Source organism: Burkholderia catarinensis (assembly GCF_001883705.2).
Classification (GTDB): Bacteria; Pseudomonadota; Gammaproteobacteria; order Burkholderiales; family Burkholderiaceae; genus Burkholderia; species Burkholderia catarinensis.
Map to the genome: position 1 here is coordinate 1 of NZ_MDEQ02000024.1, position 22,371 is coordinate 22,371.

Consider the following 22,371-nt stretch of genomic DNA (forward strand, 5'->3'; position numbering starts at 1 on the left):
GGTTCTTCGCAGGAAACCGTGGAGGGTTTGAGGGCGATTGCGTAATCTGACGCCTGACTTTAGGAGGTCAGGAGGAAGAATTGCTCGATCGCAAGGCACTTCAAGCGCTGGGTTGCTGGACCGGCTATCGGTTAGAGCGGGTGGAATGGCCGGAAGGAGAAAGCCACACGCTGTCGCTGTATCTGAAGCCGGTCAGCAAGGTGATGTACTGCGAACAATGCGGGGCGCGCTGCCAGCAGATCCACGAGACGACGGTTCGCCGGGTGCGTGACCTGCCCCTGTTCGAATACCGGGTGGTGCTGCACGTTCCCCGTCGCCGAGTCTGGTGCGAAAGCTGCGGCGGCCCGCGGCTGGAGAAGCTGGCGTGGCTGGGCCGCTACCAGCGCGTGACGGAGCGATTCGCCAAGGCCTGCGAGAAGCTGCTGCAATCGGCCAGTGTGCAGGCGGTGGCTGCCTTCTACGATCTGGGTTGGCACACGGTCAAATCGATCGACAAGATGCGCTTGCGAGCGCGTGTGGCCGAGCCGGACTGGTCGACGATCCGTTATCTGGCAATGGACGAGTTTGCTCTGCATAAAGGCCATCGTTATGCCACGGTGGTAGTCGATCCGATTGGCCGGCAGGTCCTCTGGGTCGGCCCGGGACGCTCGCGCGAAACGGCCCGAGCCTTCTTCGAACAGCTTCCCGAAGGCGTTGCCGAGCGCATCGAGGCGGTGGCAATCGACATGACCACGGCCTATGAGCTGGAGATCAAGGAGCACTGCCCGCAAGCGGAAATCGTCTTCGATCTGTACCACGTCGTGGCCAAGTACGGGCGCGAGGTGATCGATCGGGTACGGGTGGATCAGGCCAATCAACTGCGCCATGACAAGCCGGCCCGGAAGGTTCTGAAATCCAGCCGCTGGCTGTTGCTGCGCAACCGCCACAATCTGAAGCCGGAACAGGCCGTGCACCTGAAGGAGTTGCTGGCCGCCAATCAGTCGCTGTTATGTGTCTATGTTCTGCGCGATGAACTCAAACGGCTCTGGTTCTATCGCAAGCCAGCCTGGGCGGAAAAGGCCTGGGAGCAGTGGATCGAACAGGCTCAGCAAAGCGGAATCGCTGCCCTGCAAAAGTTCGCTGAACGCTTGCAGGGCTATTGGCACGGTATCGTGACTCGTTGCCGCCACCCGCTCAATACCAGCATCGTTGAAGGCATCAACAACACCATCAAGGTCATCAAGCGTCGGGCTTATGGGTACCGCGACGAGGAATACTTCTTCCTGAAGATCCGCGCCGCGTTCCCCGGTAATCCGCGATGAACCCGGCTATGCGCTCGGCGTCGCGGCCGGCGCGCCGCTGCTCGCGGTGCTGACGAGCCGCATGCCGCGCAAGGCCGCGCTGCAGCTGCTGATGGCGATCTTCATCGTCGGCAACGTGTTGTGCGCGATGGCGCCCGGTTACTGGATGCTGATGGTCGCGCGGGTCGTCACGTCGTTCGCGCACGGCTCGTTCTTCGGGATCGGCGCGGTGGTTGCCGCGTCACTCGTGCCGGCCGACAAGCGCGCCAGCGCGATCGCGCTGATGTTCACGGGGCTCACGCTGTCGAACGTGCTCGGCGTGCCGTTCGGCACGTTCGTCGGCCAGCTGCTCGGCTGGCGCGCGTCGTTCTGGATCGTCGCCGCGCTCGGCGTGCTGTCGCTCGCGGGCGTCGCACTGCTGGTGCCGAACCGGCACGACGGCGGGCCGGTCGGCCTCGGTCGCGAGGCGCGCGTGCTGAAGGAGCCGCAGGTGTGGCTCGCGCTGCTGATGACCGTGCTCGGCTTCGGCGGCGTGTTCGTCGTGTTCACGTATATCGCGCCGATCCTCCAGTCCGTGTCGGGCTACTCGCCGCGCTCGGTTGCGTTGATCCTCGTGCTGTTCGGCGCGGGGCTCACGATCGGCAACACGCTCGGCGGCAAGCTCGCCGACCGCGCGCTGATGCCGTCGCTGATCGCGATCCTGGTTGGACTGATGGCGGTGATGGCCGTGTTCGCGAAGACCAGCCACCATCCGGTCGCGGCGGCCATCACCGTGTTCGTATGGGGGATCGCGGCGTTCGCGACGGTGCCGCCGCTGCAGATGCGCGTGGTCCAGCAGGCCGCGAGCGCGCCGAACCTCGCGTCGACGCTGAACATCGGCGCGTTCAACGTCGGCAATGCGGGCGGCGCGTGGCTCGGCGGCCTCGCGCTCGGCCACGGGTTCGCGCTCGACATGCTGCCGTGGGTCGCCGTCGCGGTGACGTTCGCGGCGCTGGTCGTCACGTGGCTCGCGATGCGGCTCGACGCACGCGGCCTGGCTCGCGGCGCGGCGCCGGCGGCGCAATGAGCGACGTGATAGCGGCAGGAAAAGGTGCGCGAGAAACGCATTCCTCCGCGATGCTGATAACGGTGTGAAGATAACTTCGTTTGCCCGCACAGGGCCGGGTGATAGCGTCTCGATACGCGCCATTGCTGGCGTAACGCGATTCCGATCCCGGCTTACCCCCTACGCAGGGCCGCGCAGCGGCCCGGAGGCAACGCTATGTCTTCATCCCTGGCGCTCGTGCGCGATCTGTCTTCCTTCGAGTCCGGCAACGCCGCCGAAGCGCGGGCTGCCGCGTCGCTCGACGTTCTCGAACAGGTCGTCGGCGTGAACCTCGCGCGGTTGCGCGCCGAGCGGCAGTTGTCGCTCGATGCGCTCGCGCGGCTGTCCGGCGTGTCGCGCGCGATGCTCGCGCAGATCGAGTCGGCGCGCAGCGTGCCGTCGATCAAGGTGCTCTGCAAGATCGCTGCGGCGCTGAAGGTGTCGGTCGCCGCGTTCCTGCGCCGCCATGCGGTGAACGGCTTCGAGCACCTGGCGGCCGAGCGCGCGTCGCGCGTCGTCAGCTCGAACGGCCGTTTCTCGGCGCGCGCGCTGTACCCGGAAGGCGAGCCGGCCGCGGCCGAGTTCCACGAGCTGCGGATCGCGCCGCTGCATACGGAGCCCGGCGCGCGCCGCGCGCCCGGCACGACGGTCAACCTCGTCGTCAGCGAGGGCACGCTCGAGGTCAGCGTGCATGACCGCCGCCAGTTGCTCGCGACCGGCGACGCGATCGTGTTCGATGCCGACCAGCCGTACAGCCTGCGCAACCCGGGCGACAGCGAGGCGCGCGCGTTCCGCGTGACGGTGAGCCCCGAGGTGCCGCCGCGCTGGCTCGTGCCCGACGCGGCGCACGCGGCCAACTGACCGCGCGGGCCGTACGGAGCGTCCGTCTTCCCGCATCTCGTGCGGGATCGAGGCCCGGCGGTCGGCCGTTTGGACGATGCGGTTAGACGGAGTCGTCAGTAAGGTTTTAGGTGTGGTTCGCTGCGCGACGCGCGCGGCTGTTGTATGCTTGGCCCGCCGGTGATGGGCAGCCCCCATCCGGCAATCAGTGCGTCTTCAGGGCGGGGCGAAATTCCCCACCGGCGGTAGGCTGGCGTAAGCCGGCGAGCCCGCGAGCGCCCGCGCAACCGCGCGGGGTCAGCAGATCTGGTCGAATGCCAGAGCCGACGGTCATAGTCCGGATGAGAGAAGATGTGCAGATAGTCATGTCCGCCAGGGCCGCTTCGCCATGCGTGCGAAGCGGGTTGTCGTTCTGTCTGTTTGCAATGCCCTGAAACGTTTTTCGCCCAAATCGTATTTGCGAGGAGCGTTTCACATGTCCTTGATGTCCGTTTCGTCGGCACCCGCCGACGCCTTCGCCGATCTCCCGTTGCTGGATTCCGAACCGGTGCCGCCGCGCATCGCCGCTGCGCTCGAAGCGATGCGCGCAGGCCGTGCGGTCGTGCTGCAGGATGATCACGACCGCGAGAACGAGGCCGACCTGATCGTTGCCGCCGAGCGCATCACGCCCGAGACGATGGCGCTGCTGATTCGCGAATGCAGCGGCATCGTATGCCTGTGCCTGACCGACGACACGGTGCGCGCGCTCGAGCTGCCGCCGATGGTGCAGACCAACGAGAGCCGCAACGGTACCGCGTTCACCGTGTCGATCGAGGCGCGCGAAGGCGTGCATACCGGTGTTTCGGCGGCCGATCGCGTGACGACGATCCGCGCGGCGATCGCCGACGGCGCGAAGCCGCACGACATCGTGCGCCCCGGCCACGTGTTTCCGCTGCGCGCGCAACCGGGCGGCGTGCTCGCGCGCCGAGGTCATACCGAAGGCACGGTCGACCTGTCGATCCTCGCGGGCCTGAAGCCGGCCGGCGTGCTGTGCGAGCTGATGAATCCGGACGGCACGATGACGCGCGGCGACGACGTCGAGCGTTTCGCGCAACGGCACGGGCTGCCGATGCTGACGATTGCGGAACTCGTCGAATTCCGCGAGGCGCTGGCGGCCGCGCGCGAGCGCTGCTGCGAACCGGCCTGAACGAGGAGAAAACGGGCGCGTTCGCGCGCCCGTGGCGCGGTGTGCGTGAAACCGGCGCACGCCGGGTCGGCCTGATCCGGCCCGAATGACCGTCAGGACTGCACGTCGCCGAATTCGCCGCGCATGCCGGCTTCGACGAGCGCAGGCAGTTCGTCCATCTTGCGCATGATTCGCGTGATGCCCATCGCGCGCAGCGCGTCCGCGTAGTTGTCGGGGATGTGGCTCGCGCCGACGAACGCGATCGTCTTCATTCCCGCCGCACGCGCGGCATTCAATCCCGACACGCTGTCCTCGACGACGATGCAGCGCTCCGGCGCGACGCCGAGCGTTTGCGCCGCATGCAGGTAGACGTCGGGGTAGGGCTTCGGCCGCGCCACCTGCTCGGAACTGAACACGCGCTCGCCGAAGATTTCGGTGAGCGATGCGCGCTTCAGCGAGTTGCGCACGCGCACGAGCCGGCTGTTCGACACGACCGCGGCCGGCAGGCTGACCTTCAGCAGTGCGTCGCGCACGCCGGTGATCGGCGCGAGCGATTGCGCCAGCGCGATCTCGATGTTGTGCTCGACGGTCTCGATGAAGTTGGCGGGCATCTCGATCCCGAAGCGGGATTCGAGCCCCGCGAGGAAGCGTGACGTCTGCTGGCCGAACGCCGACTTCGCGGCGGCTTCGAAATCGATGTTCGGGAACGTGGCGGTCAGCGTTTCAAGCAGCACGCGGTCGGCGATGACTTCGCTGTCGACGAGCACGCCGTCGCAGTCGCAGATGAGGTGATCGAGCATGGTGGTGAAAAAGCGGGATGTCGGCGACGCCGATCAATGCGCCATCATACGTGCTTTCACGCGCATGCCGCGCGACGTTTCGGCAAATTTGCCCGATGCGGCCGTGCCGCCGCGGTGTGTCGTACCGGTCGTACAGGTGTGCTGCCGGGCGCGCGACGCGGGCCTCGCGGTCGAGCGCCGGATCGACGTGACGCCGGCTGCTGTCGCGGATACGGGAGTGAAGCTGAAATCGCTGGTGACGGCCGCGGGCGACCGGTAGCGGGAGTGAAGCGGAGGTGCTGCGTGGGAGGAGGGGAGAGAAGCGCGCGGCGGTGCATGCCGCGCGCTTCGGTCAAACCGCGCTCAGATCGTCGCGTGCAGGCGCAGATACAGGCCGGCCGCCGCGGCGCCGCCGAGCAGCGGGCCGACGACGGGCACCCACGCATAGCGCCAGTCGCTGTCGCGCTTGCCGGGAATCGGCAGCAGCGCGTGCATGATGCGCGGCGACAGGTCGCGCGCGGGGCTCATCGCATAGCCGGTCGGGCCGCCGAGCGAGATGCCGATGCCGAGCACGAGCAGGCCGACGGGCAGCGCGTCGAGTGCGCCGAGGCCGACTTGTGGCGATGCGAGGTACAGCACGCCGAGGATCAGCACGAACGTGCAGATCGCTTCGGTCAGCACGTTGTGCGTGACGCTGCGGATCGCGGGCGCCGTGCAGAACACCGCGAGCTTCAGGTCGGCATCGGCTTCCTTCGCGAAGTGCTGACGGTACGCGAGCCACACGAGCAGCGCGCCTGCCATCCCGCCGAGCATCTGCGCGAGGATGTAGCCGCCGACTTTCGACCACGCGAACTTGCCCGCGAGCGCGAGACTGATCGTGACGATCGGGTTCAGGTGCGCGCCGCTGAACGACGCGGTCACGTAGACGGCGACGAATACGGCCATCGCCCAGCCCATCACGATCACGATCAGGTCCGCGCCTTTGCCCTTGGTCTTTGCAAGCAGCACGTTTGCGACCGCGCCGTTGCCGAGCAGCACGAGGATCGCTGTGCCGATGAATTCCGCAATATAAGGTGACATGGTTGTCTCTCGTATGTCTCGGCGGACTCGCGCGTTGCGCGGTCCGCCGGTGTTGTTGTGTTTCTTCGGGATGCCTGACGGTTACTGGGTGTCGTCGGCCCACGCCTTCGCGGCGCGTACCGCACGTTGCCAGCCGGCCATGCGTTGCTCGACTTGCTCCTTCGGCATTGACGGCGAGAAGCGGCGATCGAGCTGCCACTGGCTGCGCACTTCGTCGAGGTTCTTCCAGTAGCCGATCGCGAGGCCCGCGAGGTAGGCCGCGCCGAGCGCGGTCGTCTCGGTGATCTGCGGACGCACCGCGTCGACGCCGAGCAGGTCGGCCTGGAACTGCATCAGCAGGTCGTTCGCGCTCGCACCGCCGTCGACGCGCAGCTCGCCGATGCTGATGCCCGAGTCGGCTTCCATCGCGGCGAGCACGTCGAGCGACTGGTACGCAATCGCATCGAGCGCCGCGCGCGCGAGGTGCGCGGAGGTCGTGCCGCGCGTGACGCCGAACACCGAGCCGCGCGCCCGCGCGTTCCAGTGCGGCGCGCCGAGGCCGGCGAACGCGGGCACGAGGTAGACGCCGTCGGTATGCGGCACGCTCGCGGCGAGCGCTTCGATCTCCGCGGCCGTCTTGATGATGCCGACGCCGTCGCGCAGCCACTGCACGACCGCGCCCGCGATGAAGATGCTGCCTTCGAGCGCGTACTGCACGTCGTCGCCGATCTGCCACGCGATCGTCGTGACGAGATTGTTCTTCGACTCGATCGGCTTGTCGCCGGTGTTCATCATCAGGAAGCAGCCGGTGCCGTAGGTGTTCTTCACCATGCCCGAGGTCGTGCACATCTGGCCGAACAGCGCCGCGTGCTGGTCGCCGGCGATGCCTGCGAGCGGGATCTTCGACGCGAATACGGTGGTCTTCGTATGGCCGTAGATTTCCGACGACGCCTTCACTTCCGGCAGCATGCTGCGCGGGATGTCGAGCAGCTCCAGCAGCTCGTTGTCCCACTCGCGCGTATGGATGTTGAACAGCATCGTGCGCGACGCGTTCGTCACGTCGGTCACGTGCAGTTCGTGCTTCGTGAAGTTCCACACGAGCCAGCTGTCGACGGTGCCGAACGCGAGCTTGCCCTGGCGCGCACGGTCGCGTGCGCCCGGCACGTTGTCGAGGATCCAGCGGATCTTCGTCGCGGAGAAGTACGAGTCGATCGGCAGGCCGGTCTTCGCGCGCACCTTCGCCTCGAGCCCCTGCTTCTTCAGCGAGTCGCAGAAGTCGGCCGTGCGGCGATCCTGCCAGACGATCGCGTTGTAGACGGGCTGGCCCGTCTCGCGATCCCAGACGATCGTCGTCTCGCGCTGGTTGGTGATGCCGATCGCGGCGATCGACGTGCCGTTCAGGCCCGTGCGCGTGACGGCTTCCGCGGCGACGCCGGCTTGCGTCGACCAGATTTCCTGCGGGTCGTGCTCGACCCAGCCGGGTTGCGGGTAGATCTGTTCGAATTCCTTCTGGGCGATCGATACGATATTGCCCTGGCGATCGAACAGCATCGCGCGGGAACTCGTGGTGCCCTGGTCAAGCGCGAGGATGTACTGGTCCTGCATGTCTCTCATCTCCATCCGTGGATTGGCTTAGTTGTGATGCGCGCCGCATATGGGGCGGCGCGTCGGTGAGTCAACGTCGGTGAGGCAACTGCAACTGCAACTACGTTTGGATCAGGCGTGCGGCGCGTGCGCGGCGGCGAACCAGGCATCGACCGCGGCCGTCACGGCATCGAGCGTGCCCGGCGCGACGTGCAGGCCGAGCTTCGAGCGGCGCCACAGCACGTCCTGGGCACAGGTCGCCCATTCGGCGTCGCGCAGGTAGCGCAGTTCGGCGTCGTGGATGCCCGGCGCGATTTCGGCGCCGAGATCGGCGAGCGACTTCGCGCCGTCGAGCACGCGCTCCGCGCGCGTGCCGTACGCGCGCGCATAGCGGCGGGCGAGTGCGGCGGGCAGCCACGGATGGCGTTTCGCGAACGCGCCGGCGAACACGTCGAACTTCGCGTTCGCGATGTCACCGCCCGGCAGCGCGACGCCGGCCGTCCAGGTCTTCGCGTCGCGGCCGAGCGCGCGGCACAGCATGTCGCCGGCTTCTTCCGCGAGCTTGCGGAACGTCGTGATCTTGCCGCCGAACACCGACAGCAGCGGTGCGCCCGCGCCGTCGTCCAGCTCGAGGCGGTAGTCGCGCGTGACGGCCGATGCGTTCGTCGCGTTCTCGTCTTCCAGCAGCGGGCGCACGCCCGAATAGGTCCAGTGCACGTCGGCCGGCGAGATCTTGCGCTTGAAGTAGCGGTTGATCGAATCGCACAGGTACTGCGTTTCGTCGCGATCGATCGCGACCTTCGCGGGATCGTTCGTGTATTCGACGTCAGTCGTGCCGATCAGCGTGAAGTCGTGCTCGTACGGAATCGCGAAGATGATCCGCTTGTCCGGGTTCTGGAAGATGTACGCGTGGTCGTGATCGAACAGGCGGTGCGTGATGATGTGGCTGCCCTTCACGAGCCGCACGCTGTGATGCGCGCCGCGGCCGAGCGCGCCGTGCAGCACTTCGCCGACCCACGGGCCGGCCGCGTTCGCGATCGCGCGCGCATGCACGACGCGGATCGAACCGTCGTCGTGCTGCAGTCGCGCTTCCCATTCGTCGCCGCGGCGTTCGGCGGAGACCAGCTTCGTGCGCGTCAGGATCTCGGCGCCGCGCTCCTTCGCATCCATCGCGTTCAGCACGACGAGGCGCGCGTCGTCGACCCAGCCGTCCGAATACACGAAGCCGCGCTTGATCGAGTCGATCAGCGGCGCGCCGGCCGCATGGCGGCGCATGTCGATGCCGCGCGAGCCGGGCAGCAGTTCGCGCTTCGCGAGGTGATCGTAGAGGAACAGGCCGATGCGGATCAGCCAGGCCGGACGCAGGTTCGGCATGTGCGGCATCACGAAGCGCAGCGGCCACATGATGTGCGGCGCCGCGCGCAGCAGCGTCTCGCGTTCCTGCAGCGCCTTGCGCACGAGCCCGAATTCGTTGTACTCGAGATAGCGCAGGCCGCCGTGAATCAGCTTCGTGCTGCACGACGACGTGTGCGACGCGAGGTCGTCCTGCTCGCAGAGCATGACCGACAGGCCGCGGCCGGCCGCATCGCGCGCGATCCCCGCGCCGTTGATGCCGCCGCCGACGACGAGCAGATCGTAGCGATTCGGTTGGGTCACCTGCTGTCCTTATCGTCTGATGGAATGGTTGAACACAAAATGTTCGAATTCGAAATTTAACGAACGAAATCGAAAAAGTAAAGTTCGAAGAAGCGGGGCCAGTAGCGCGCGGCGCGATCCCGGACGATACTGGCGGAATCGACCGTTTCGCGAGGTGAATCATGCGTATTGGGATGTGGGCGGGCGTGTGCGCCGTCCTTCTGGCGGGGTGCAGCGCCGGCACGCCGCCGCTCGCCGGCAACTGGCGGGCGCCGTCGTTCGTCGACCTGCAGTCGTCGTGCGGCGGCACGGCGCGCGACTGGGGCGCGGACGCGCAGCCGGTCTACTCGACGCTGTACGACGCATACGTGGCGAAACGGTATCGCGGGCTGACCGAAGCGAACTATTGTGCGTTCGTAAACGAACTTTCGACGCACTATGCGGCGCCTGACGCGGCGGCGCGCGCCGGCTGGATCGCGTATTTCAACGGTGCGCGGGCCCAGGCCATCAGCTGGCGGGCGGCGGTCGATCCGACGCTGCGCGGCGGCTGAAGCAGGCTGCGGCGAACCGGCGGGGGAAGCAGGAACGACCGCGCGGCCGGGAAGCCGGCCGCGCGGTCAGGTCACAGGAACAGCGGGATTTTATGAATAGCGGTACTTGATGGATCGCAGCGCGGCGTCGCCGGTCTCGGTCACGCAGTATTTGCGTCCCGAGCCGAGCCCTTCCAGGCGGACGAGCTGCTGTTCGAGCAGGATGTCGAGCTCATCCCGATCCATGTCGCGCTGGTCAGGCGCGTCCTTCACAAGCAATAGCGTGGCGAATTCATGCGGACTCAGCATCGTTCTCTCCATGGCAATCGGTCTGCCCGCGCGGCCGGCGCAAACGCCGACGCACGATACCCCGCGGGGTATGGCTTGGGGGGAAAGCTGTATTCGCCGGCCTGTGATTCGCACACGCCTTGGCACGGGCGGATCGGGCGAACGGGCCGGGGAACTGGAGTCTAGTCGAGTACGCACGCAACGACAAATCGTGCCCCGTTAATTTTCCATTTGACAGCCGGGCCGCGCGCAAGCGGTCGGGTCGCAGCGCCAACTTCTTGATTTCACTTGAAGTTTCGGGTGCGATGCAGCATCGCAAGCGTCATTCCGCGACGTACACCTGGGTGCCGGCGGCGGCCACCGTGTCGGCCATCTCGGGCGGCAGCGGCTTGTCGGTGAAGAGCGCGTGAACCTGGCTCAGGTGGCCCTGGCGCACCAGCGCGGGGCGTCCGACCTTCGAATGGTCGGTCACGAGGTAGACCGTGCGCGCGTGCTGCATGATCGCCTCGGCGACGCGCACCTCGCGCGTGTCGAAGTCGCGCAGCGTGCCGTCGGCCTCGATCGCCGACGTGCCGATGATCGCGTAGTCGACCTTGAACTGCCGGATGAAGTCGATCGCGAGCTCGCCGACGATACCCTTGTCCCACGGCCGCACGATGCCGCCCGTGATCAGCACCTCGCAGTCGGGGTAGCCGCTCATCATCGACGCGACGTTCAGGTTGTTCGTGATCACGTGCAGCCCGTGATGGCGGTTCAGCGCGCGTGCGACTTCCTCGGTCGTCGTGCCGAGGTTGATGAACAGCGATGCCTGGTCGGGGATGTGCGACGCCGCGAGCGCCGCGATGCGCCGCTTCTCGTCGTGGAACATTCGCTGGCGCGCCGTGTACGACACGTTCTCCGAGCTGGTCGGCAGGCTCGCGCCGCCGTGATAGCGGCGCAGCAGGTTCAGGTCGGCGAGCCAGTTCACGTCGCGGCGGATCGTCTGCGGCGTGACCGCGAAGTGCGCGGCGAGATCGTCGACGGTCACGAAGCCGTCGCGCTGCACCCATTCGAGCAGTTCCTGCTGGCGCGCGTTGAGGGTGAGGCGGGGATCTCGGGTCATGGCTCGATGGTCGTGTCGTGAGACGGAGCGGGTATTGTAAGGGCGGCAACGGCGTTCGGCCTGCCTGCGGGGCGTGGCTGCACGCAATTCATGCGGAAACTGCATGGATTCATGTGACAAATGAATTTGTGCGATTCCGCCGATCGCGCTGCAATGGCGGATTGCCCGCGCATGCGGGCGCGCTCATTTCAGCTTTCGACGAGGTGGAACCGATGACTGGCTTCAACTGGCACAACCCGTATCCGACGACCCGCATTCCGGTGTTCGCGCGCAACGTCGTGTCGACGTCGCACCCGCTCGCCGCGCAGGCCGGGCTGCGGATGCTGTGGAAGGGCGGCAACGCGATCGATGCGGCGCTGGCCGCCGCGGCCGCGATCACGGTCGTCGAGCCCGTGTCGTGCGGGCTCGGCGGCGACGCGTTCGCGCTCGTGTGGGACGGCGAGCGGCTGTCCGGGCTGAACGCGTCGGGCGTCGCGCCGGCCGCGTGGAACGCCGACTATTTCCGCAAGCGCCACGGCGAGGATGCGCACGGCATCGCGAACAAGCCGACGCGCGGCTGGGATACCGTCACGGTGCCGGGCGTGATCGCGGGCTGGGAAGCGCTGCACGCGAAGTTCGGCTCGCTGCCGTTCGCGGATCTGCTCGAGCCGGCGATCGAGATCGCGGAGCGCGGCTATGCGGTGCCGCCGATCGTCGCGCACAAGTGGGCGGCCGCCGTGCCCGAGCTGCAGGGGCTGCCGGGTTTCGCGGAGACCTTCATGCCGCGCGGCCGTGCGCCGCTCGTCGGCGAACGCGTATGCCTGCCCGGTCACGCGCAGACACTGCGCACGCTCGCGAAGGACGGCGCCCGCGCGTTCTATGAGGGCGAGCTTGCGGAGCGCATCGCCGCGTTCTCCCGCGAAGGCGGCGGCGCGATGACCGAAGCCGATCTCCGTGCGTACCGGCCGGAATGGGTCGAGCCGATCGGCAAGCGCTTCGGCCGTCACACGATTCACGAGATCCCGCCGAACGGGCAGGGCATCGCCGCGCTGATCGCGCTCGGGATCGCCGAGCATGCGGGGCTGACCGAATGGCCTGTCGATTCGGCCGACTCGCAGCATCTGCAGATCGAGGCGATGAAGCTCGCGTTCGCGGATGTCTATCGCTACGTCGCCGATCCGCGTGCGATGGAAGTTACGCCCGAGCAGATGCTTGACGACGCGTATCTCGCCGAACGCGCGAAGCTGATCGATCCCGCGCGCGCGACGCACTTCGGCGCCGGCCGGCCGCATTCGGGCGGCACGATCTACCTGTCGGCGGCCGACGAGCGCGGGATGATGGTGAGCTTCATCCAGTCGAACTACATGGGCTTCGGTTCGGGGCTCGTCGTGCCCGGCACCGGCATCGCGCTGCAGAACCGCGGGCACGGTTTCTCGATGGATCCGGCTTCGCCGAACGTCGTCGCGGGCGGCAAGCGGCCGTTCCACACGATCATCCCGGCGTTCGTCACCGAGGAGGTCGACGGTCGCACGGAGGCCGTGATGAGCTTCGGCGTGATGGGCGGCGACATGCAGCCGCAGGGCCACCTGCAGACCGTCGTGCGGATGCTCGGCTACGGGCAGCAGCCGCAGGCCGCCTGCGATGCGCCGCGCTGGAAGGTCAACCGCGACTTCACGCTCGACGTCGAATCGACGATGAATCGCGCGACGGTCGACGCGCTCGCCGCACGCGGCCATACGATCAAGTCGATCGACGATCCTTACATGGACTTCGGTTCGGGGCAGTTCATCTGGCGTCTCGACCGCGACGATCGCGAGCGCGGCTACGTGGCCGCGAGCGACAGCCGGCGCGATGGCCTGGCGGCCGGTTTCTGACGGTTCGCTTCCAGCGTTCACCAGCAGTTGTTGCGCTTCACGGGCGGCCGAAACGGCCGCCCGTTTCGTTGGGTGCCGGCATGTACCATCGAACGGCTGCAAGCGGTTCGAAGGACTCGTCTAACGAACGGCAACAGACGCCGTGGAACTGCGCTCGTCGGGCGTGGTCAGTGCTCTGGAGCACGAACATCAAAGTCCGGCTAAGATGCCTGAATGTGGTTCGGCCGGACCAATTCACTATAAACGAAGCAATACGCCGCTTGCGGGACGGTTGGCGCCTGTGCCGGAGGCATGGGCCGGCCCCCGCGCGCGACGACTGGGAGCGCACCACCATGGACACCAAAACGACGCATGTGATGCCGTGGCGTATCGAGGACATCGACCTGAACCGGATCGATCGTCAGCGTGCCGCCGCGAACGAGGATCTGTTGCTGCTGCTGTGCGCATCGTCGTTCATCGAAAGCGGCTCGGATCTCTACACGAGCAATCTGAGCGAATTCTTCAACGACGATCCGGAAGTCTCCGCATGGCTCAACAATGCATGGGAGCACGAAGAATTGCAGCACGGGCGCGCGCTGAAGGCGTACATCGCGCACGTGTGGCCCGAGTTCGACTGGGATACCGCATTCGCGAATTTCTTCGCCGAGTATTCGAAGACCTGCAAGGTCGAGGCGTTCGAGAAGACCCGTGCGCTCGAGATGGTCGCGCGCTGCGTCGTCGAGACGGGCACGGCCACGCTCTATCGCGCGATCAACGAATGTTCCGACGAGCCCGTGCTGAAGGAAATCACCGACAACATCCGCACGGACGAAGTGCGTCACTACAAGCACTTCTTCAAATTCTTCAAGAAGTACAACCAGGTCGAAGGCAACGGCCGGCTCGCCGTGCTCGGTGCACTCGCGCGCCGTGTGATGGAAATCAAGAACGAGGATTCCGAGATCGCGCTGCGCCACGTGTTCGCGGTCCGCTATCCGGATCGCGTCGGCGACAGCCAATACAACCGCGAGCGCGTCGCGCGCATCAGTTCGCTCGTGCGGCGCAACCTGTCGGCCGACATGTGCGTGAAGATGCTGCTCAAGCCGCTCGACCTGCCCGCGAAGATCCAGCCGGGCGTTCACTATCCGCTCACGAAGATCACGCGGCACGTATTCTTGCGCTGATCGCCGGCGCACGGCCCGCCGCGCGTATGCTGCGGCTTCGCCATCTGCTCTCCACCGGGGCCACGCCATCATGACCGATTCCCATCGCCACGCGCTCGAACAATGGACGTTCGACGCGTGGCCGCCGGCCGTCGTCTCGCTGTTCGACGGTACCGCGCTCGAGCGTCATGCCGACCTCGCCGCATCGCTGATCGTCGCGACCGACGACGGCCAGTTGCGCACGACGCTGCTCGGCGTCGGCGAGATCTATGCGCACGATGCGCGCACGCTGCTGATTGCGCTATGGCCGCAATCGCGTGCGGCGCGCGCGATCGCGCAACGGCGCACGGCCGCGTTGACGCTCGTCGCGGACGGTGCATTCTTTCAGGCGCAATTGAGGATCGAGCCGCTCGAAGGCGATTTCGGCGGGCTGGCCGGATTCGCTGCGACGATCGCACACGGCGATGCGCAGCGGGTCGGCTATGCGCGTCTCGCGACAGGCGTCACGTTCACGCTGGAAGGGGAGCGCGCCGCGGTGCTCGCACGCTGGCAACGCCAGGTCGAGCACCTGCGGCGCGCGGCCGCACGGCTTCAGTGACCGCGCTGGCCGCTGCGCGACGAACGGTTGCGGTTCGCGTGCGCGGCGTTGCCGCTCGCGGGGCGGGCGCTGTTGCCGCCGCCTGCCGGACGTCCGCCGCTGCTGCCGGCGCCGCCTTGCGTGCGCGGCTTCGCGGCCTTCTGCTGCGACGCTTTCGGTTGCGCGTTGCCGTCGCGTTTCGCGGCCGGCTGGCCTGAGCCGCCCGCGCGCGGCTGGCGATTGCCGCCACCACCGCCGCTGCCGCCACGCGGCTGCTGCTGCTGTTGCCCGCGGCGCTGCTGGATCGGCTCCGGCTTCACGTTCGGATCGGGTTCGAAGCCCGCGATCACTTCCTGCGGAATCTCGCGCTTGATCAGCCGCTCGATGTCGCGCAGCAGCAGCTTCTCGTCGACGCATACGAGCGACACGGCTTCGCCGGTCGCGCCCGCGCGGCCCGTGCGGCCGATCCGGTGCACGTAGTCTTCCGGCACGTTCGGCAGGTCGAAGTTGACGACGTGCGGCAACTGGTCGATGTCGATCCCGCGCGCGGCGATATCGGTCGCGACGAGCACCTGCAGCGTGCTGTTCTTGAACTCGGCCAGCGCGCGCGTGCGTGCCGACTGGCTCTTGTTGCCGTGGATCGCCATCGCGCTGATGCCGTCCTTCTCCAATTGCTCGGCGAGCCGGTTCGCACCGTGCTTCGTGCGCGTGAACACGAGCACCTGGAACCAGTTGTGTTCGCGGATCAGGTGCGTGAGCAGTTCGCGCTTGCGGTCGCGGTCGACCGGGTGAATCTTCTGCGCGATGCTCTCGGCGGTCGTGTTGCGGCGCGCGACCTCGATCAGCGCCGGCGAGTCGAGCAGGCTGTCGGCGAGCGCCTTGATTTCATCGGAGAAGGTGGCCGAGAACAGCAGGTTCTGGCGCTGCGGCGGCAGCTTCGCGAGCACGCGCTTGATGTCGTGGATGAAGCCCATGTCGAGCATCCGGTCGGCTTCGTCGAGCACGAGGATGTCGAGATTCGACAGGTCGATCGTCTTCTGCTGCATGTGGTCGAGCAGGCGCCCCGGCGTTGCGACGACGATGTCGACGCCGCGCTTGAGCGCATCGATCTGCGGATTGATGCTGACGCCGCCGAACATCACGGTCGAGCGCAGCTTCAGGTACTTGCCGTATGCACGGACGCTTTCCTCGACCTGTGCGGCGAGTTCGCGCGTCGGCGTGAGTATCAGCGCGCGCACCGCGCGCTTCGCGCCGCGATTCTCGGCGTAGAACGTATGCAGGCGCTGCAGGATCGGCAACGTGAAGCCGGCGGTCTTGCCGGTGCCCGTTTGCGCGCCGGCGAGCAGGTCGCCGCCGCCGAGGACGGCGGGGATCGCCTGCAGCTGGATCGGAGTCGGCGACGTGTAGCCGAGCTCATTGACCGCCTTGACCAGCGGTTCGGCCAAGCCGAGAGATTCGAAAGACATAGATACCACTCTTGAGTTTTATGATCTGCAACGCCTCGCGCGGCCCGCGCGGGATGTGGCGTTACAAAATGCAAAAGGGCGCGGCCGCGGTTTCCCGCAGCCGCGCCCCGTTTGTGTTGGCCGCTTCTTAGTCGAGCGGCGCGGAACGGAGATCGCTCACCTGTTGCGGCGAGATCGGCGTCCCGTTGTTACCCCATGACATGCGGATGTACGTGACGACTGCCGCGACTTCCTGGTTCGATAGCGACTGCGCGAACGGCGGCATCCCATACGGACGCGGATTCTTGAACGTGCTCGGCGGGTAGCCGCCATTCAGCACCATGCGGATCGGGTTGACTGCCGATTCCATCATGATCGAGTGGTTGCCCGCGAGCGGCGGATACGCAGGCGGCTTGCCGGCGCCGGTTTCGGCGTGGCAGGTCGCGCAGTTGTCTGCGTAGATCTTCTTGCCCTGGTCGAACAGCGCGTTGCCGAACTGCTTCGACGGTTCGTACTGCATGTTCTTCGGTGCTTCAGCCTTCTGCGGGATCGACTTCAGGTACGTCGACATCGCGCGCGTATCTTCGTCAGACATGTACTGCAGGCTGTTGTGGACCACGTCCGCCATCGGGCCGAACACCGCGCCCTTGTGCGACACGCCGGCCTGCAGCAGGTCGGACAGCTCCTGCACGTGCCAGTCGCCGAGGCCGAGTTCCTTGTCGTTCGTCAGCGACGGCGCATACCAGTTCTGCAGCGGGATCAGGCCGCCTGCGAATGCCGACGAGCTCACCGGGCCGCCCATCATGTTGATCGACGTGTGGCACATCGAGCAGTGGCCGAGGCCTTCGACGAGGTAGGCGCCGCGGTTCCATTCTACCGACTTCGTCGGATCCGGCTTGTACTCGCCTTCCTTGAAGAACAGCGTGCGCCAGCCGATCAGCAGGTTGCGGTTGTTGAACGGGAATTTCAGTTCGTGCGGACGGCTCGGCACGGATACCGGCGCAACCGAGCGCAGGTATGCGTAGATCGCGTCCGAATCCGCGCGCGTGACCTTCGTGTAGCTCGCGAACGGGAAGCCCGGGTAGAGCAGGCTGCCGTCCTTCGAGCGACCCGTGTGCATCGCGCGGTAGAAGTCGTCCGACGTCCACTTGCCGATGCCGTTCTGGTCGTCCGGCGTGATGTTCGGCGTGTACATCGTGCCGAACGGCGTCGCCATCGGCAGGCCGCCCGCGAACGACTTGCCGCCGCGCACGGTGTGGCACGCGATACAGTCGCCGACGCGTGCGAGGTATTCGCCCTTCTTGATCAGCGTGGCCTGGTCGGCCGGCGTGGCCGCGACGGCGGAGGCGCCGTGCAGCGTGTCGTTGCCCGGCCACAGGACCGGCACGAGGGCGGCGGCCGCGACGATCGCGGCAGCCGAGAGTGCAAACAGGGACTTGCGTTTCATTGTGTCTGTCTCCCTTGCCTTATTGCGGTTCGCTGCCGCAGGCGAGCGGAGTCTTCATCGAACGCGCCGGAGCCGGCACGGGGTTGGCGGGTGCCGATTGTGCGGCGAGCCATGCGGTCACGGCCGTCACGTCTTCGTCGGAAAGCTTCGATGCGATGTCGTGCATGCAGTCGGGCGCCTTCGCGTGGCGGTTGCCCGAGCGCCATGCGCCGAGCTGCGCGCTCAGGTAATCGGCGTGCAGGCCGACGAGGCCCGGGATTGCCGGCTGCATGCCGGTCAGCCCTGCGCCGTGGCAGGCCACGCAGGCCGGCAGCTTGCGTGACGGATCGCCCTGCGTGACGAGCTGCTTGCCGCGCGCGAGCGTCGCGGTGGGCAGCGTCGGCTTCGCCGGCGTCGGGTACGGCGGACGCTCGGCCGAGAAGTGCTCGGCGATTTCGCGCAGGTAGTCGTCGTTCAGGTACGTCAGCAGGTAGTTCATCGGCGGGTACTTGCGCCGGCCGTCACGGAAGTTGACGAGCTGGTTGTACAGGTACTCGGCCGGCTTGCCGGCAAGACGCGGGAAATAGTCGTTGTCCGTACCCTGGCCATGGACGCCATGGCATGCAGTACAGCCGCGAACGCGCTCGGCCATCGTATCGGGTGCCTTGAGCGGCGCCTGCTGGGCGTGCGCTTGCTCCGTTGGCTTGGTCTGCGCTTGGGCAGCGCTCATAAGGCCCGCACCGCCGATCAACAGAACGGCGAGCAGCGGACGGAAGAGGCGTCTTGAAGACACACGAGACTCCATGTTTATTCGTCGGGGACCTTGTCCGGGCTACGATCGGCTCGGCGCATGGACGGCAGGACAGGCGGGCTGCTGCGACGCGGCATTCTATCATCGATGGGTAATGACGGCTATTTGGCAAAAGGACATCGGTTCCTGTCTGTTTGCGACTTGCGACAATTTGACGCGCATTGCTTCGCGACTGTGTGAACCGGCGTGCGTTTTCACCATCGAAGACCGTACACTCGCGGGTCGCGCGGCGCCGCCTCCGCCGCAGGTCCAGTCATTTCTCCCGTTTCCGGATTCATCGATGACGTTTTCTACCGTGCCGTTGCCTTCTTCACGCTGTCCGTCCTGTTGCCGCCGCATTGCCGGCCTGCCGTTGCCGGGAGGGTGTGCGCGATGAAGTTCGACAGCTTGTGGATCGGGCAGGTCGCGCTCGCCGCGCTGATGGACGCCGCGTTCGCGATGGCGGTCGGCTCGGCACTGCTCAAGGCGTGGCTCGGCAAGGACGGCGCGCGGCCGATCATCGCGCCGTCGCATCCCGCATGGCTGCGCGCGCAACATTCGCTGGCCGCGGCGGCGCTGGCGCTCGTGCTCGCGGATCTCGGCTGGCTGGTCTACGAGGCCGCGACGATGAGCGGCGCGGGGCTCGGCGGCGCGTTCGCCGCGATTCCCGTCATGCTGATGCAGACGCACGCGGGCTTCGCGTGGAGCGTCGCGTTCGCCGGCGCCGTGTTGCTCGCGATCGTCGCGCTGGCGAAGCCGGACGGTCCGGCCGCGCATGCGGTGCTGTGGCTCGCGGTGATCGTGGTCGCGGCCGGCAAGGCATCGCTCGGCCATGCGGCCGATACGGGCGCGCTGTCCGCGGCGGTCGGCGTACAGACGCTGCACCTGCTCGCGACGGCCGTGTGGGGCGGCCTCGTGCTCGCGGGCGGGCTCGCGGTGCTGCCGGCGCTCGGTTCGTCGGTCGCGCGCGGTGCGCTGATCCGCATCGGCCAGCAACTGTCGCGTACGTCGATCATCGCGGTCGTATTCCTGCTCGGAACAGGCGTGCTCAATGCGCTGCGCGGGCTCGGCGGTTCGCTTGCGCCGCTCGACGGCAGCACGTGGGGGCGCGTGTTGCTGCTGAAGCTGCTGCTCGTCGCGCTCGCGCTCGTGCTCGGCGGCCTGAACCGCTTCTCGGCGCTGCCGCGCTTGCGCCGCACCGCCTCGACCGAGGACGCGCACACGTTCCGCAACATCCTGCATCTGGAAGGGCTGACGATGATCGGCGTGTTCGTCGCGGCCGCGGTGCTGTCGTTCAGCGTGCCGGGGTTCGCGGCGCTCGGCTGACGGCAGGTTTCGCGCGGCACCCTGGCGTGGCGCCGCGCATGCAAAAACGGCCGCCTGTCGGGCGGCCGCACTGAAGTCGATGCGTATCGCGCGGGCCGCGACCGCGCGCGATGCGCATCGCGCTCACCACTCGGCGACGCTGCCGTCCGCGTGGCGCCACACCGGGTTGCGCCAGCGGTGGCCCGTCTTCGCCATCTCTCGCACCTTCTCCTCGTTGACGTCGATGCCGAGCCCCGGGCCCTGCGGGATCGCGACGAAGCCGTCCTCGTAGCGGAACACCTCGGGGTTGCGCAGGTAGTCGAGCAGGTCGTTGCCCTGGTTGTAGTGGATGCCGAGGCTCTGCTCCTGGATGAACGCGTTGTAGCTGATCGCGTCGAGCTGCAGGCACGCGGCGAGCGCGATCGGGCCGAGCGGGCAGTGCAGCGCGAGCGCGACGTCGTAGCTTTCCGCGAGCGTCGCGATCTTGCGGCACTCGGTGATGCCGCCCGCGTGCGACGCGTCGGGCTGGATGATATCCACGTAGCCGCCCGCAAGGATGTGCTTGAAATCCCAGCGCGAGTACAGCCGTTCACCGAGCGCGATCGGCGTGTTGGTCTGGTTGACGATGTCGCGCAGCGCCTCGGCGTTCTCTGACAGCACCGGCTCCTCGATGAACATCAGCTTGTACGGATCGAGTTCCTTCGCGAGCACCTTCGCCATCGGCTTGTGCACGCGGCCGTGGAAGTCGACGCCGATCCCGACGTGCGGGCCGACCGCGTCGCGCACTGCCGCGACGTTCGCGATCACCTGCTCGACCTTGTCGTAGGTGTCGACGATCTGCAACTCCTCGGAACCGTTCATCTTCACGGCCTTGAAGCCGCGCTCGACGACCGCGCGCGCGTTGTTCGCGACGTCGCTCGGCCGGTCGCCGCCGATCCACGAATACACCTTGATGCGATCGCGCACCTGGCCGCCCAGCAGCGCGTGCACGGGTACGCCGTGATGCTTGCCCTTGATGTCCCAAAGCGCCTGGTCGACGCCCGCGATCGCGCTCATCATGATCGGGCCGCCGCGGTAGAAGCCCGCGCGGTACATTACCTGCCAGTGATCCTCGATCAGCAGCGGATCCTTGCCGACGAGATAGTCGGCCAACTCCTGCACGGCGGCCTCGACCGTGTGCGCGCGGCCTTCGACGACCGGCTCGCCCCAGCCGACGATGCCCTCGTCGGTTTCGATCTTGAGGAACAGCCAGCGCGGCGGGACGACGAAGGTTTCGAGGCGGGTGATTTTCATGATGCGTGTCTCCATGGTTGACCGGCGCGGCCGCTCGGGCGCGGCGCACGGTCGCGTGCTTTCACGGTTATCCTAGCGTAGCCCGATAAAAAATAGTATTAATAGCACTATTGTGCAGATAGTGGGCAGCCGGCCTGCCGGCCCAACGGAGAACGATCATTCAACGCGACCTGCATGGACAGACGGCCTTTCTGCTGGCGACGGCGATCCTGCGCGGCGACTATCCGCCCGAGTCGCTGCTGCCGAGGGAGCCCGACCTGATGGAGATGTACGGCGTGAGCCGCACGGTGATGCGCGAGGCGCTGCGCACGCTCACGTCGAAAGGGCTGGTCGAATCGCGGCCGAAGGTCGGCACGCGCGTGCGGCCGCGCCGCGCATGGAACCTGCTCGACGCCGACCTGCTCGAGTGGTATGCGCGCGTCGCGCCGCCGCTCGCGTTCGCGCTGAAGCTGCAGGAGATGCGCGAGATGATCGAGCCGTACGCGGCCGCGCTTGCCGCGCGTGCACATACGCCGGAGGCGTTCGATGCGATCGACGGCGCGGCGCGCGCGATGGCCGCCGCGCGCAACGTTGACGAATGGGTGCGGGCCGACCTGCGCTTTCACCTGAGCGTGCTGGAGGCCGGCGGCAACGAGCTGCTGGTGCCGCTCGGCGCGCTGATCGATCGCACGCTCGAGGCGCAATTGCAACTGAATGCGCGCCGCGCGGATGTTTACAACGCGTCGCTCGCCGAGCATACGGCCGTCAGCGACGCGATCCGCGTGCGCGACGAGGACGGTGCGCGCCGCGCGATGGCGACGCTGCTCGCGGTGACGCGCGCGCGGATCGAGATGTCGTGACGGGAAAGGGCGGGCGATGCGACGCGGTCAGGCGTTCGCGCAGCCACCCGGCTTGTGGATGCGCTCCGTCGACGCCGGGTATTTCGCGAGCAGGCTCGCCGACCGCCGCGGGCGCACGACCAGGTCGCCGCCGCAGTTCGGGCAGCGGCCCTTCAGCACGTCGTCGGTGCAGGTCGCGCAGAACGTACATTCAAACGTACAGATGCGCGCATCCGCCGAATCGGGCGGCAGGTCCTTGTCGCAGCATTCGCAGCCGGGGCGCAGTTCGAGCATGACGGTTTTCCTTGGTTTGGGTAGGGTCGGGACGGGCGCCGCCGGACATTGCGTGCGGCGCATGTGCGCGCTACTGTACGCGAAT

The 22,371-nt window shown here is 67.1% G+C and carries 21 protein-coding genes, 1 pseudogene and 1 riboswitch; of the genes and pseudogenes, 11 read left to right on the forward strand and 11 right to left on the reverse strand.

Going from position 1 to position 22,371, the window contains the following annotated elements; genetic code table 11:
* Nucleotides 1–80 precede the first annotated feature (80 nt).
* From BFF94_RS29355 to ribB, 4 genes and pseudogenes are all read left to right on the forward strand, one after another.
* Nucleotides 81–1,301 carry an ISL3 family transposase gene (locus BFF94_RS29355; protein ID WP_128849836.1) on the forward strand — a complete coding sequence of 407 codons (1,221 nt, stop codon included), beginning with the start codon at nucleotides 81–83 and terminating at the stop codon, nucleotides 1,299–1,301.
* 4 nt (nucleotides 1,302–1,305) lie between these two features.
* Nucleotides 1,306–2,346: pseudogene (locus tag BFF94_RS29360) on the forward strand (MFS transporter); the annotation flags it as partial.
* A 195-nt stretch (nucleotides 2,347–2,541) separates the two neighbouring features.
* On the forward strand, nucleotides 2,542–3,225 hold the full coding sequence (locus tag BFF94_RS29365) for a helix-turn-helix domain-containing protein (RefSeq protein ID WP_219140126.1): 684 nt from the start codon (nucleotides 2,542–2,544) through the stop codon (nucleotides 3,223–3,225).
* Between the two features lie 187 nt (nucleotides 3,226–3,412).
* Nucleotides 3,413–3,561: riboswitch (FMN riboswitch) on the forward strand.
* Between the two features lie 118 nt (nucleotides 3,562–3,679).
* Nucleotides 3,680–4,390: a 3,4-dihydroxy-2-butanone-4-phosphate synthase gene (gene ribB / locus BFF94_RS29370; protein ID WP_128844583.1), complete on the forward strand. Its 711-nt coding sequence runs from the start codon at nucleotides 3,680–3,682 to the stop codon at nucleotides 4,388–4,390.
* Between the two features lie 92 nt (nucleotides 4,391–4,482).
* On the opposite strand, the gene BFF94_RS29375 is transcribed toward ribB, so the two are convergent.
* Nucleotides 4,483–5,169, reverse strand: coding sequence for an HAD family hydrolase (locus BFF94_RS29375; protein WP_128844581.1), 687 nt, complete (start codon nucleotides 5,167–5,169; stop codon nucleotides 4,483–4,485).
* Between the two features lie 64 nt (nucleotides 5,170–5,233).
* Here BFF94_RS29375 and BFF94_RS29380 point away from each other — a divergent pair, with 64 nt between their 5' ends.
* Entirely contained in the window at nucleotides 5,234–5,428 is a 195-nt protein-coding gene (locus BFF94_RS29380; RefSeq protein ID WP_128844579.1) for a hypothetical protein, read from the forward strand.
* 83 nt (nucleotides 5,429–5,511) lie between these two features.
* Here the strand turns inward: BFF94_RS29380 and BFF94_RS29385 are convergent, their stop codons facing one another.
* From BFF94_RS29385 to glpD, 3 genes are all read right to left on the reverse strand, one after another.
* Nucleotides 5,512–6,228, reverse strand: a complete 717-nt coding sequence (locus BFF94_RS29385) for an MIP/aquaporin family protein (protein ID WP_128844577.1) — start codon at nucleotides 6,226–6,228, stop codon at nucleotides 5,512–5,514.
* An 81-nt stretch (nucleotides 6,229–6,309) separates the two neighbouring features.
* Nucleotides 6,310–7,812 carry a glycerol kinase GlpK gene (gene glpK, locus BFF94_RS29390; protein WP_219140127.1) on the reverse strand — a complete coding sequence of 501 codons (1,503 nt, stop codon included), beginning with the start codon at nucleotides 7,810–7,812 and terminating at the stop codon, nucleotides 6,310–6,312.
* A gap of 111 nt (nucleotides 7,813–7,923) precedes the next feature.
* Nucleotides 7,924–9,447, reverse strand: coding sequence for a glycerol-3-phosphate dehydrogenase (gene glpD, locus BFF94_RS29395; RefSeq protein WP_128844575.1), 1,524 nt, complete (start codon nucleotides 9,445–9,447; stop codon nucleotides 7,924–7,926).
* A gap of 161 nt (nucleotides 9,448–9,608) precedes the next feature.
* On the opposite strand from glpD, the gene BFF94_RS29400 reads away from it, so the two are divergent.
* A complete protein-coding gene (locus BFF94_RS29400) occupies nucleotides 9,609–9,977 on the forward strand; it encodes a hypothetical protein (protein WP_219140128.1) in 369 nt (122 codons plus the stop codon).
* 90 nt (nucleotides 9,978–10,067) lie between these two features.
* Here BFF94_RS29400 and BFF94_RS29405 read toward each other — a convergent pair whose 3' ends face one another.
* Both BFF94_RS29405 and BFF94_RS29410 read right to left on the reverse strand, forming a co-directional pair.
* Nucleotides 10,068–10,265: a hypothetical protein gene (locus tag BFF94_RS29405; RefSeq protein WP_006477892.1), complete on the reverse strand. Its 198-nt coding sequence runs from the start codon at nucleotides 10,263–10,265 to the stop codon at nucleotides 10,068–10,070.
* Between the two features lie 301 nt (nucleotides 10,266–10,566).
* Nucleotides 10,567–11,346, reverse strand: a complete 780-nt coding sequence (locus BFF94_RS29410; protein WP_006493999.1) for a DeoR/GlpR family DNA-binding transcription regulator — start codon at nucleotides 11,344–11,346, stop codon at nucleotides 10,567–10,569.
* A 212-nt stretch (nucleotides 11,347–11,558) separates the two neighbouring features.
* On the opposite strand from BFF94_RS29410, the gene BFF94_RS29415 reads away from it, so the two are divergent.
* The 3 genes from BFF94_RS29415 (at nucleotide 11,559) to BFF94_RS29425 (ending at nucleotide 14,936) form a co-directional block, all read left to right on the forward strand.
* Nucleotides 11,559–13,199 (forward strand): gamma-glutamyltransferase family protein, encoded by a 1,641-nt coding sequence (locus tag BFF94_RS29415; protein WP_128844571.1) that lies wholly within the window; start codon nucleotides 11,559–11,561, stop codon nucleotides 13,197–13,199.
* A gap of 332 nt (nucleotides 13,200–13,531) precedes the next feature.
* Nucleotides 13,532–14,359 (forward strand): ferritin-like domain-containing protein, encoded by an 828-nt coding sequence (locus tag BFF94_RS29420; protein WP_128844570.1) that lies wholly within the window; start codon nucleotides 13,532–13,534, stop codon nucleotides 14,357–14,359.
* 70 nt (nucleotides 14,360–14,429) lie between these two features.
* Complete coding sequence (locus BFF94_RS29425; RefSeq protein ID WP_128844567.1) at nucleotides 14,430–14,936, forward strand: hypothetical protein; 507 nt, start codon at nucleotides 14,430–14,432, stop codon at nucleotides 14,934–14,936.
* On the opposite strand, the gene BFF94_RS29430 is transcribed toward BFF94_RS29425, so the two are convergent.
* The 3 genes from BFF94_RS29430 to BFF94_RS29440 all read right to left on the reverse strand — a co-directional run bounded on the left by BFF94_RS29430 (nucleotide 14,930) and on the right by BFF94_RS29440 (nucleotide 18,591).
* The gene (locus BFF94_RS29430; protein WP_128844565.1) at nucleotides 14,930–16,381 is read right to left on the reverse strand and encodes a DEAD/DEAH box helicase; all 1,452 of its coding nucleotides are present in this window, start codon (nucleotides 16,379–16,381) and stop codon (nucleotides 14,930–14,932) included. The two genes, BFF94_RS29425 and BFF94_RS29430, sit on opposite strands and share 7 nt — an antisense overlap.
* A gap of 127 nt (nucleotides 16,382–16,508) precedes the next feature.
* Nucleotides 16,509–17,807, reverse strand: coding sequence for a c-type cytochrome (locus BFF94_RS29435; RefSeq protein ID WP_128844562.1), 1,299 nt, complete (start codon nucleotides 17,805–17,807; stop codon nucleotides 16,509–16,511).
* Nucleotides 17,808–17,826: 19 nt separating this feature from the next.
* Entirely contained in the window at nucleotides 17,827–18,591 is a 765-nt protein-coding gene (locus BFF94_RS29440) for a c-type cytochrome (RefSeq protein WP_128844559.1), read from the reverse strand.
* A 378-nt stretch (nucleotides 18,592–18,969) separates the two neighbouring features.
* On the opposite strand from BFF94_RS29440, the gene BFF94_RS29445 reads away from it, so the two are divergent.
* Complete coding sequence (locus BFF94_RS29445; protein ID WP_128844557.1) at nucleotides 18,970–19,902, forward strand: CopD family protein; 933 nt, start codon at nucleotides 18,970–18,972, stop codon at nucleotides 19,900–19,902.
* 123 nt (nucleotides 19,903–20,025) lie between these two features.
* On the opposite strand, the gene dgoD is transcribed toward BFF94_RS29445, so the two are convergent.
* The gene (gene dgoD / locus BFF94_RS29450) at nucleotides 20,026–21,174 is read right to left on the reverse strand and encodes a galactonate dehydratase (RefSeq protein WP_128844554.1); all 1,149 of its coding nucleotides are present in this window, start codon (nucleotides 21,172–21,174) and stop codon (nucleotides 20,026–20,028) included.
* Nucleotides 21,175–21,308: 134 nt separating this feature from the next.
* Here dgoD and BFF94_RS29455 point away from each other — a divergent pair, with 134 nt between their 5' ends.
* Nucleotides 21,309–22,013 (forward strand): FadR/GntR family transcriptional regulator, encoded by a 705-nt coding sequence (locus tag BFF94_RS29455; protein WP_128844551.1) that lies wholly within the window; start codon nucleotides 21,309–21,311, stop codon nucleotides 22,011–22,013.
* Between the two features lie 27 nt (nucleotides 22,014–22,040).
* Here BFF94_RS29455 and BFF94_RS29460 read toward each other — a convergent pair whose 3' ends face one another.
* Entirely contained in the window at nucleotides 22,041–22,286 is a 246-nt protein-coding gene (locus BFF94_RS29460) for a DUF1272 domain-containing protein (RefSeq protein WP_128844549.1), read from the reverse strand.
* Nucleotides 22,287–22,371: the final 85 nt, after the last annotated feature.

Coding starts and splice junctions, on each gene's coding strand:
- BFF94_RS29365 (WP_219140126.1), top strand. CDS start 2,542: ATGTCTTCATCCCTGGCGCTCGTGCGCGATCTGTCTTCCTTCGAGTCC.
- ribB (WP_128844583.1), top strand. CDS start 3,680: ATGTCCTTGATGTCCGTTTCGTCGGCACCCGCCGACGCCTTCGCCGAT.
- BFF94_RS29375 (WP_128844581.1), bottom strand. CDS start 5,169: ATGCTCGATCACCTCATCTGCGACTGCGACGGCGTGCTCGTCGACAGC.
- BFF94_RS29380 (WP_128844579.1), top strand. CDS start 5,234: ATGCCGCGCGACGTTTCGGCAAATTTGCCCGATGCGGCCGTGCCGCCG.
- BFF94_RS29385 (WP_128844577.1), bottom strand. CDS start 6,228: ATGTCACCTTATATTGCGGAATTCATCGGCACAGCGATCCTCGTGCTG.
- glpK (WP_219140127.1), bottom strand. CDS start 7,812: ATGCAGGACCAGTACATCCTCGCGCTTGACCAGGGCACCACGAGTTCC.
- BFF94_RS29400 (WP_219140128.1), top strand. CDS start 9,609: ATGCGTATTGGGATGTGGGCGGGCGTGTGCGCCGTCCTTCTGGCGGGG.
- BFF94_RS29405 (WP_006477892.1), bottom strand. CDS start 10,265: ATGCTGAGTCCGCATGAATTCGCCACGCTATTGCTTGTGAAGGACGCG.
- BFF94_RS29410 (WP_006493999.1), bottom strand. CDS start 11,346: ATGACCCGAGATCCCCGCCTCACCCTCAACGCGCGCCAGCAGGAACTG.
- BFF94_RS29415 (WP_128844571.1), top strand. CDS start 11,559: ATGACTGGCTTCAACTGGCACAACCCGTATCCGACGACCCGCATTCCG.
- BFF94_RS29420 (WP_128844570.1), top strand. CDS start 13,532: ATGGACACCAAAACGACGCATGTGATGCCGTGGCGTATCGAGGACATC.
- BFF94_RS29425 (WP_128844567.1), top strand. CDS start 14,430: ATGACCGATTCCCATCGCCACGCGCTCGAACAATGGACGTTCGACGCG.
- BFF94_RS29430 (WP_128844565.1), bottom strand. CDS start 16,381: ATGTCTTTCGAATCTCTCGGCTTGGCCGAACCGCTGGTCAAGGCGGTC.
- BFF94_RS29435 (WP_128844562.1), bottom strand. CDS start 17,807: ATGAAACGCAAGTCCCTGTTTGCACTCTCGGCTGCCGCGATCGTCGCG.
- BFF94_RS29440 (WP_128844559.1), bottom strand. CDS start 18,591: ATGGAGTCTCGTGTGTCTTCAAGACGCCTCTTCCGTCCGCTGCTCGCC.
- BFF94_RS29445 (WP_128844557.1), top strand. CDS start 18,970: ATGAAGTTCGACAGCTTGTGGATCGGGCAGGTCGCGCTCGCCGCGCTG.
- dgoD (WP_128844554.1), bottom strand. CDS start 21,174: ATGAAAATCACCCGCCTCGAAACCTTCGTCGTCCCGCCGCGCTGGCTG.
- BFF94_RS29460 (WP_128844549.1), bottom strand. CDS start 22,286: ATGCTCGAACTGCGCCCCGGCTGCGAATGCTGCGACAAGGACCTGCCG.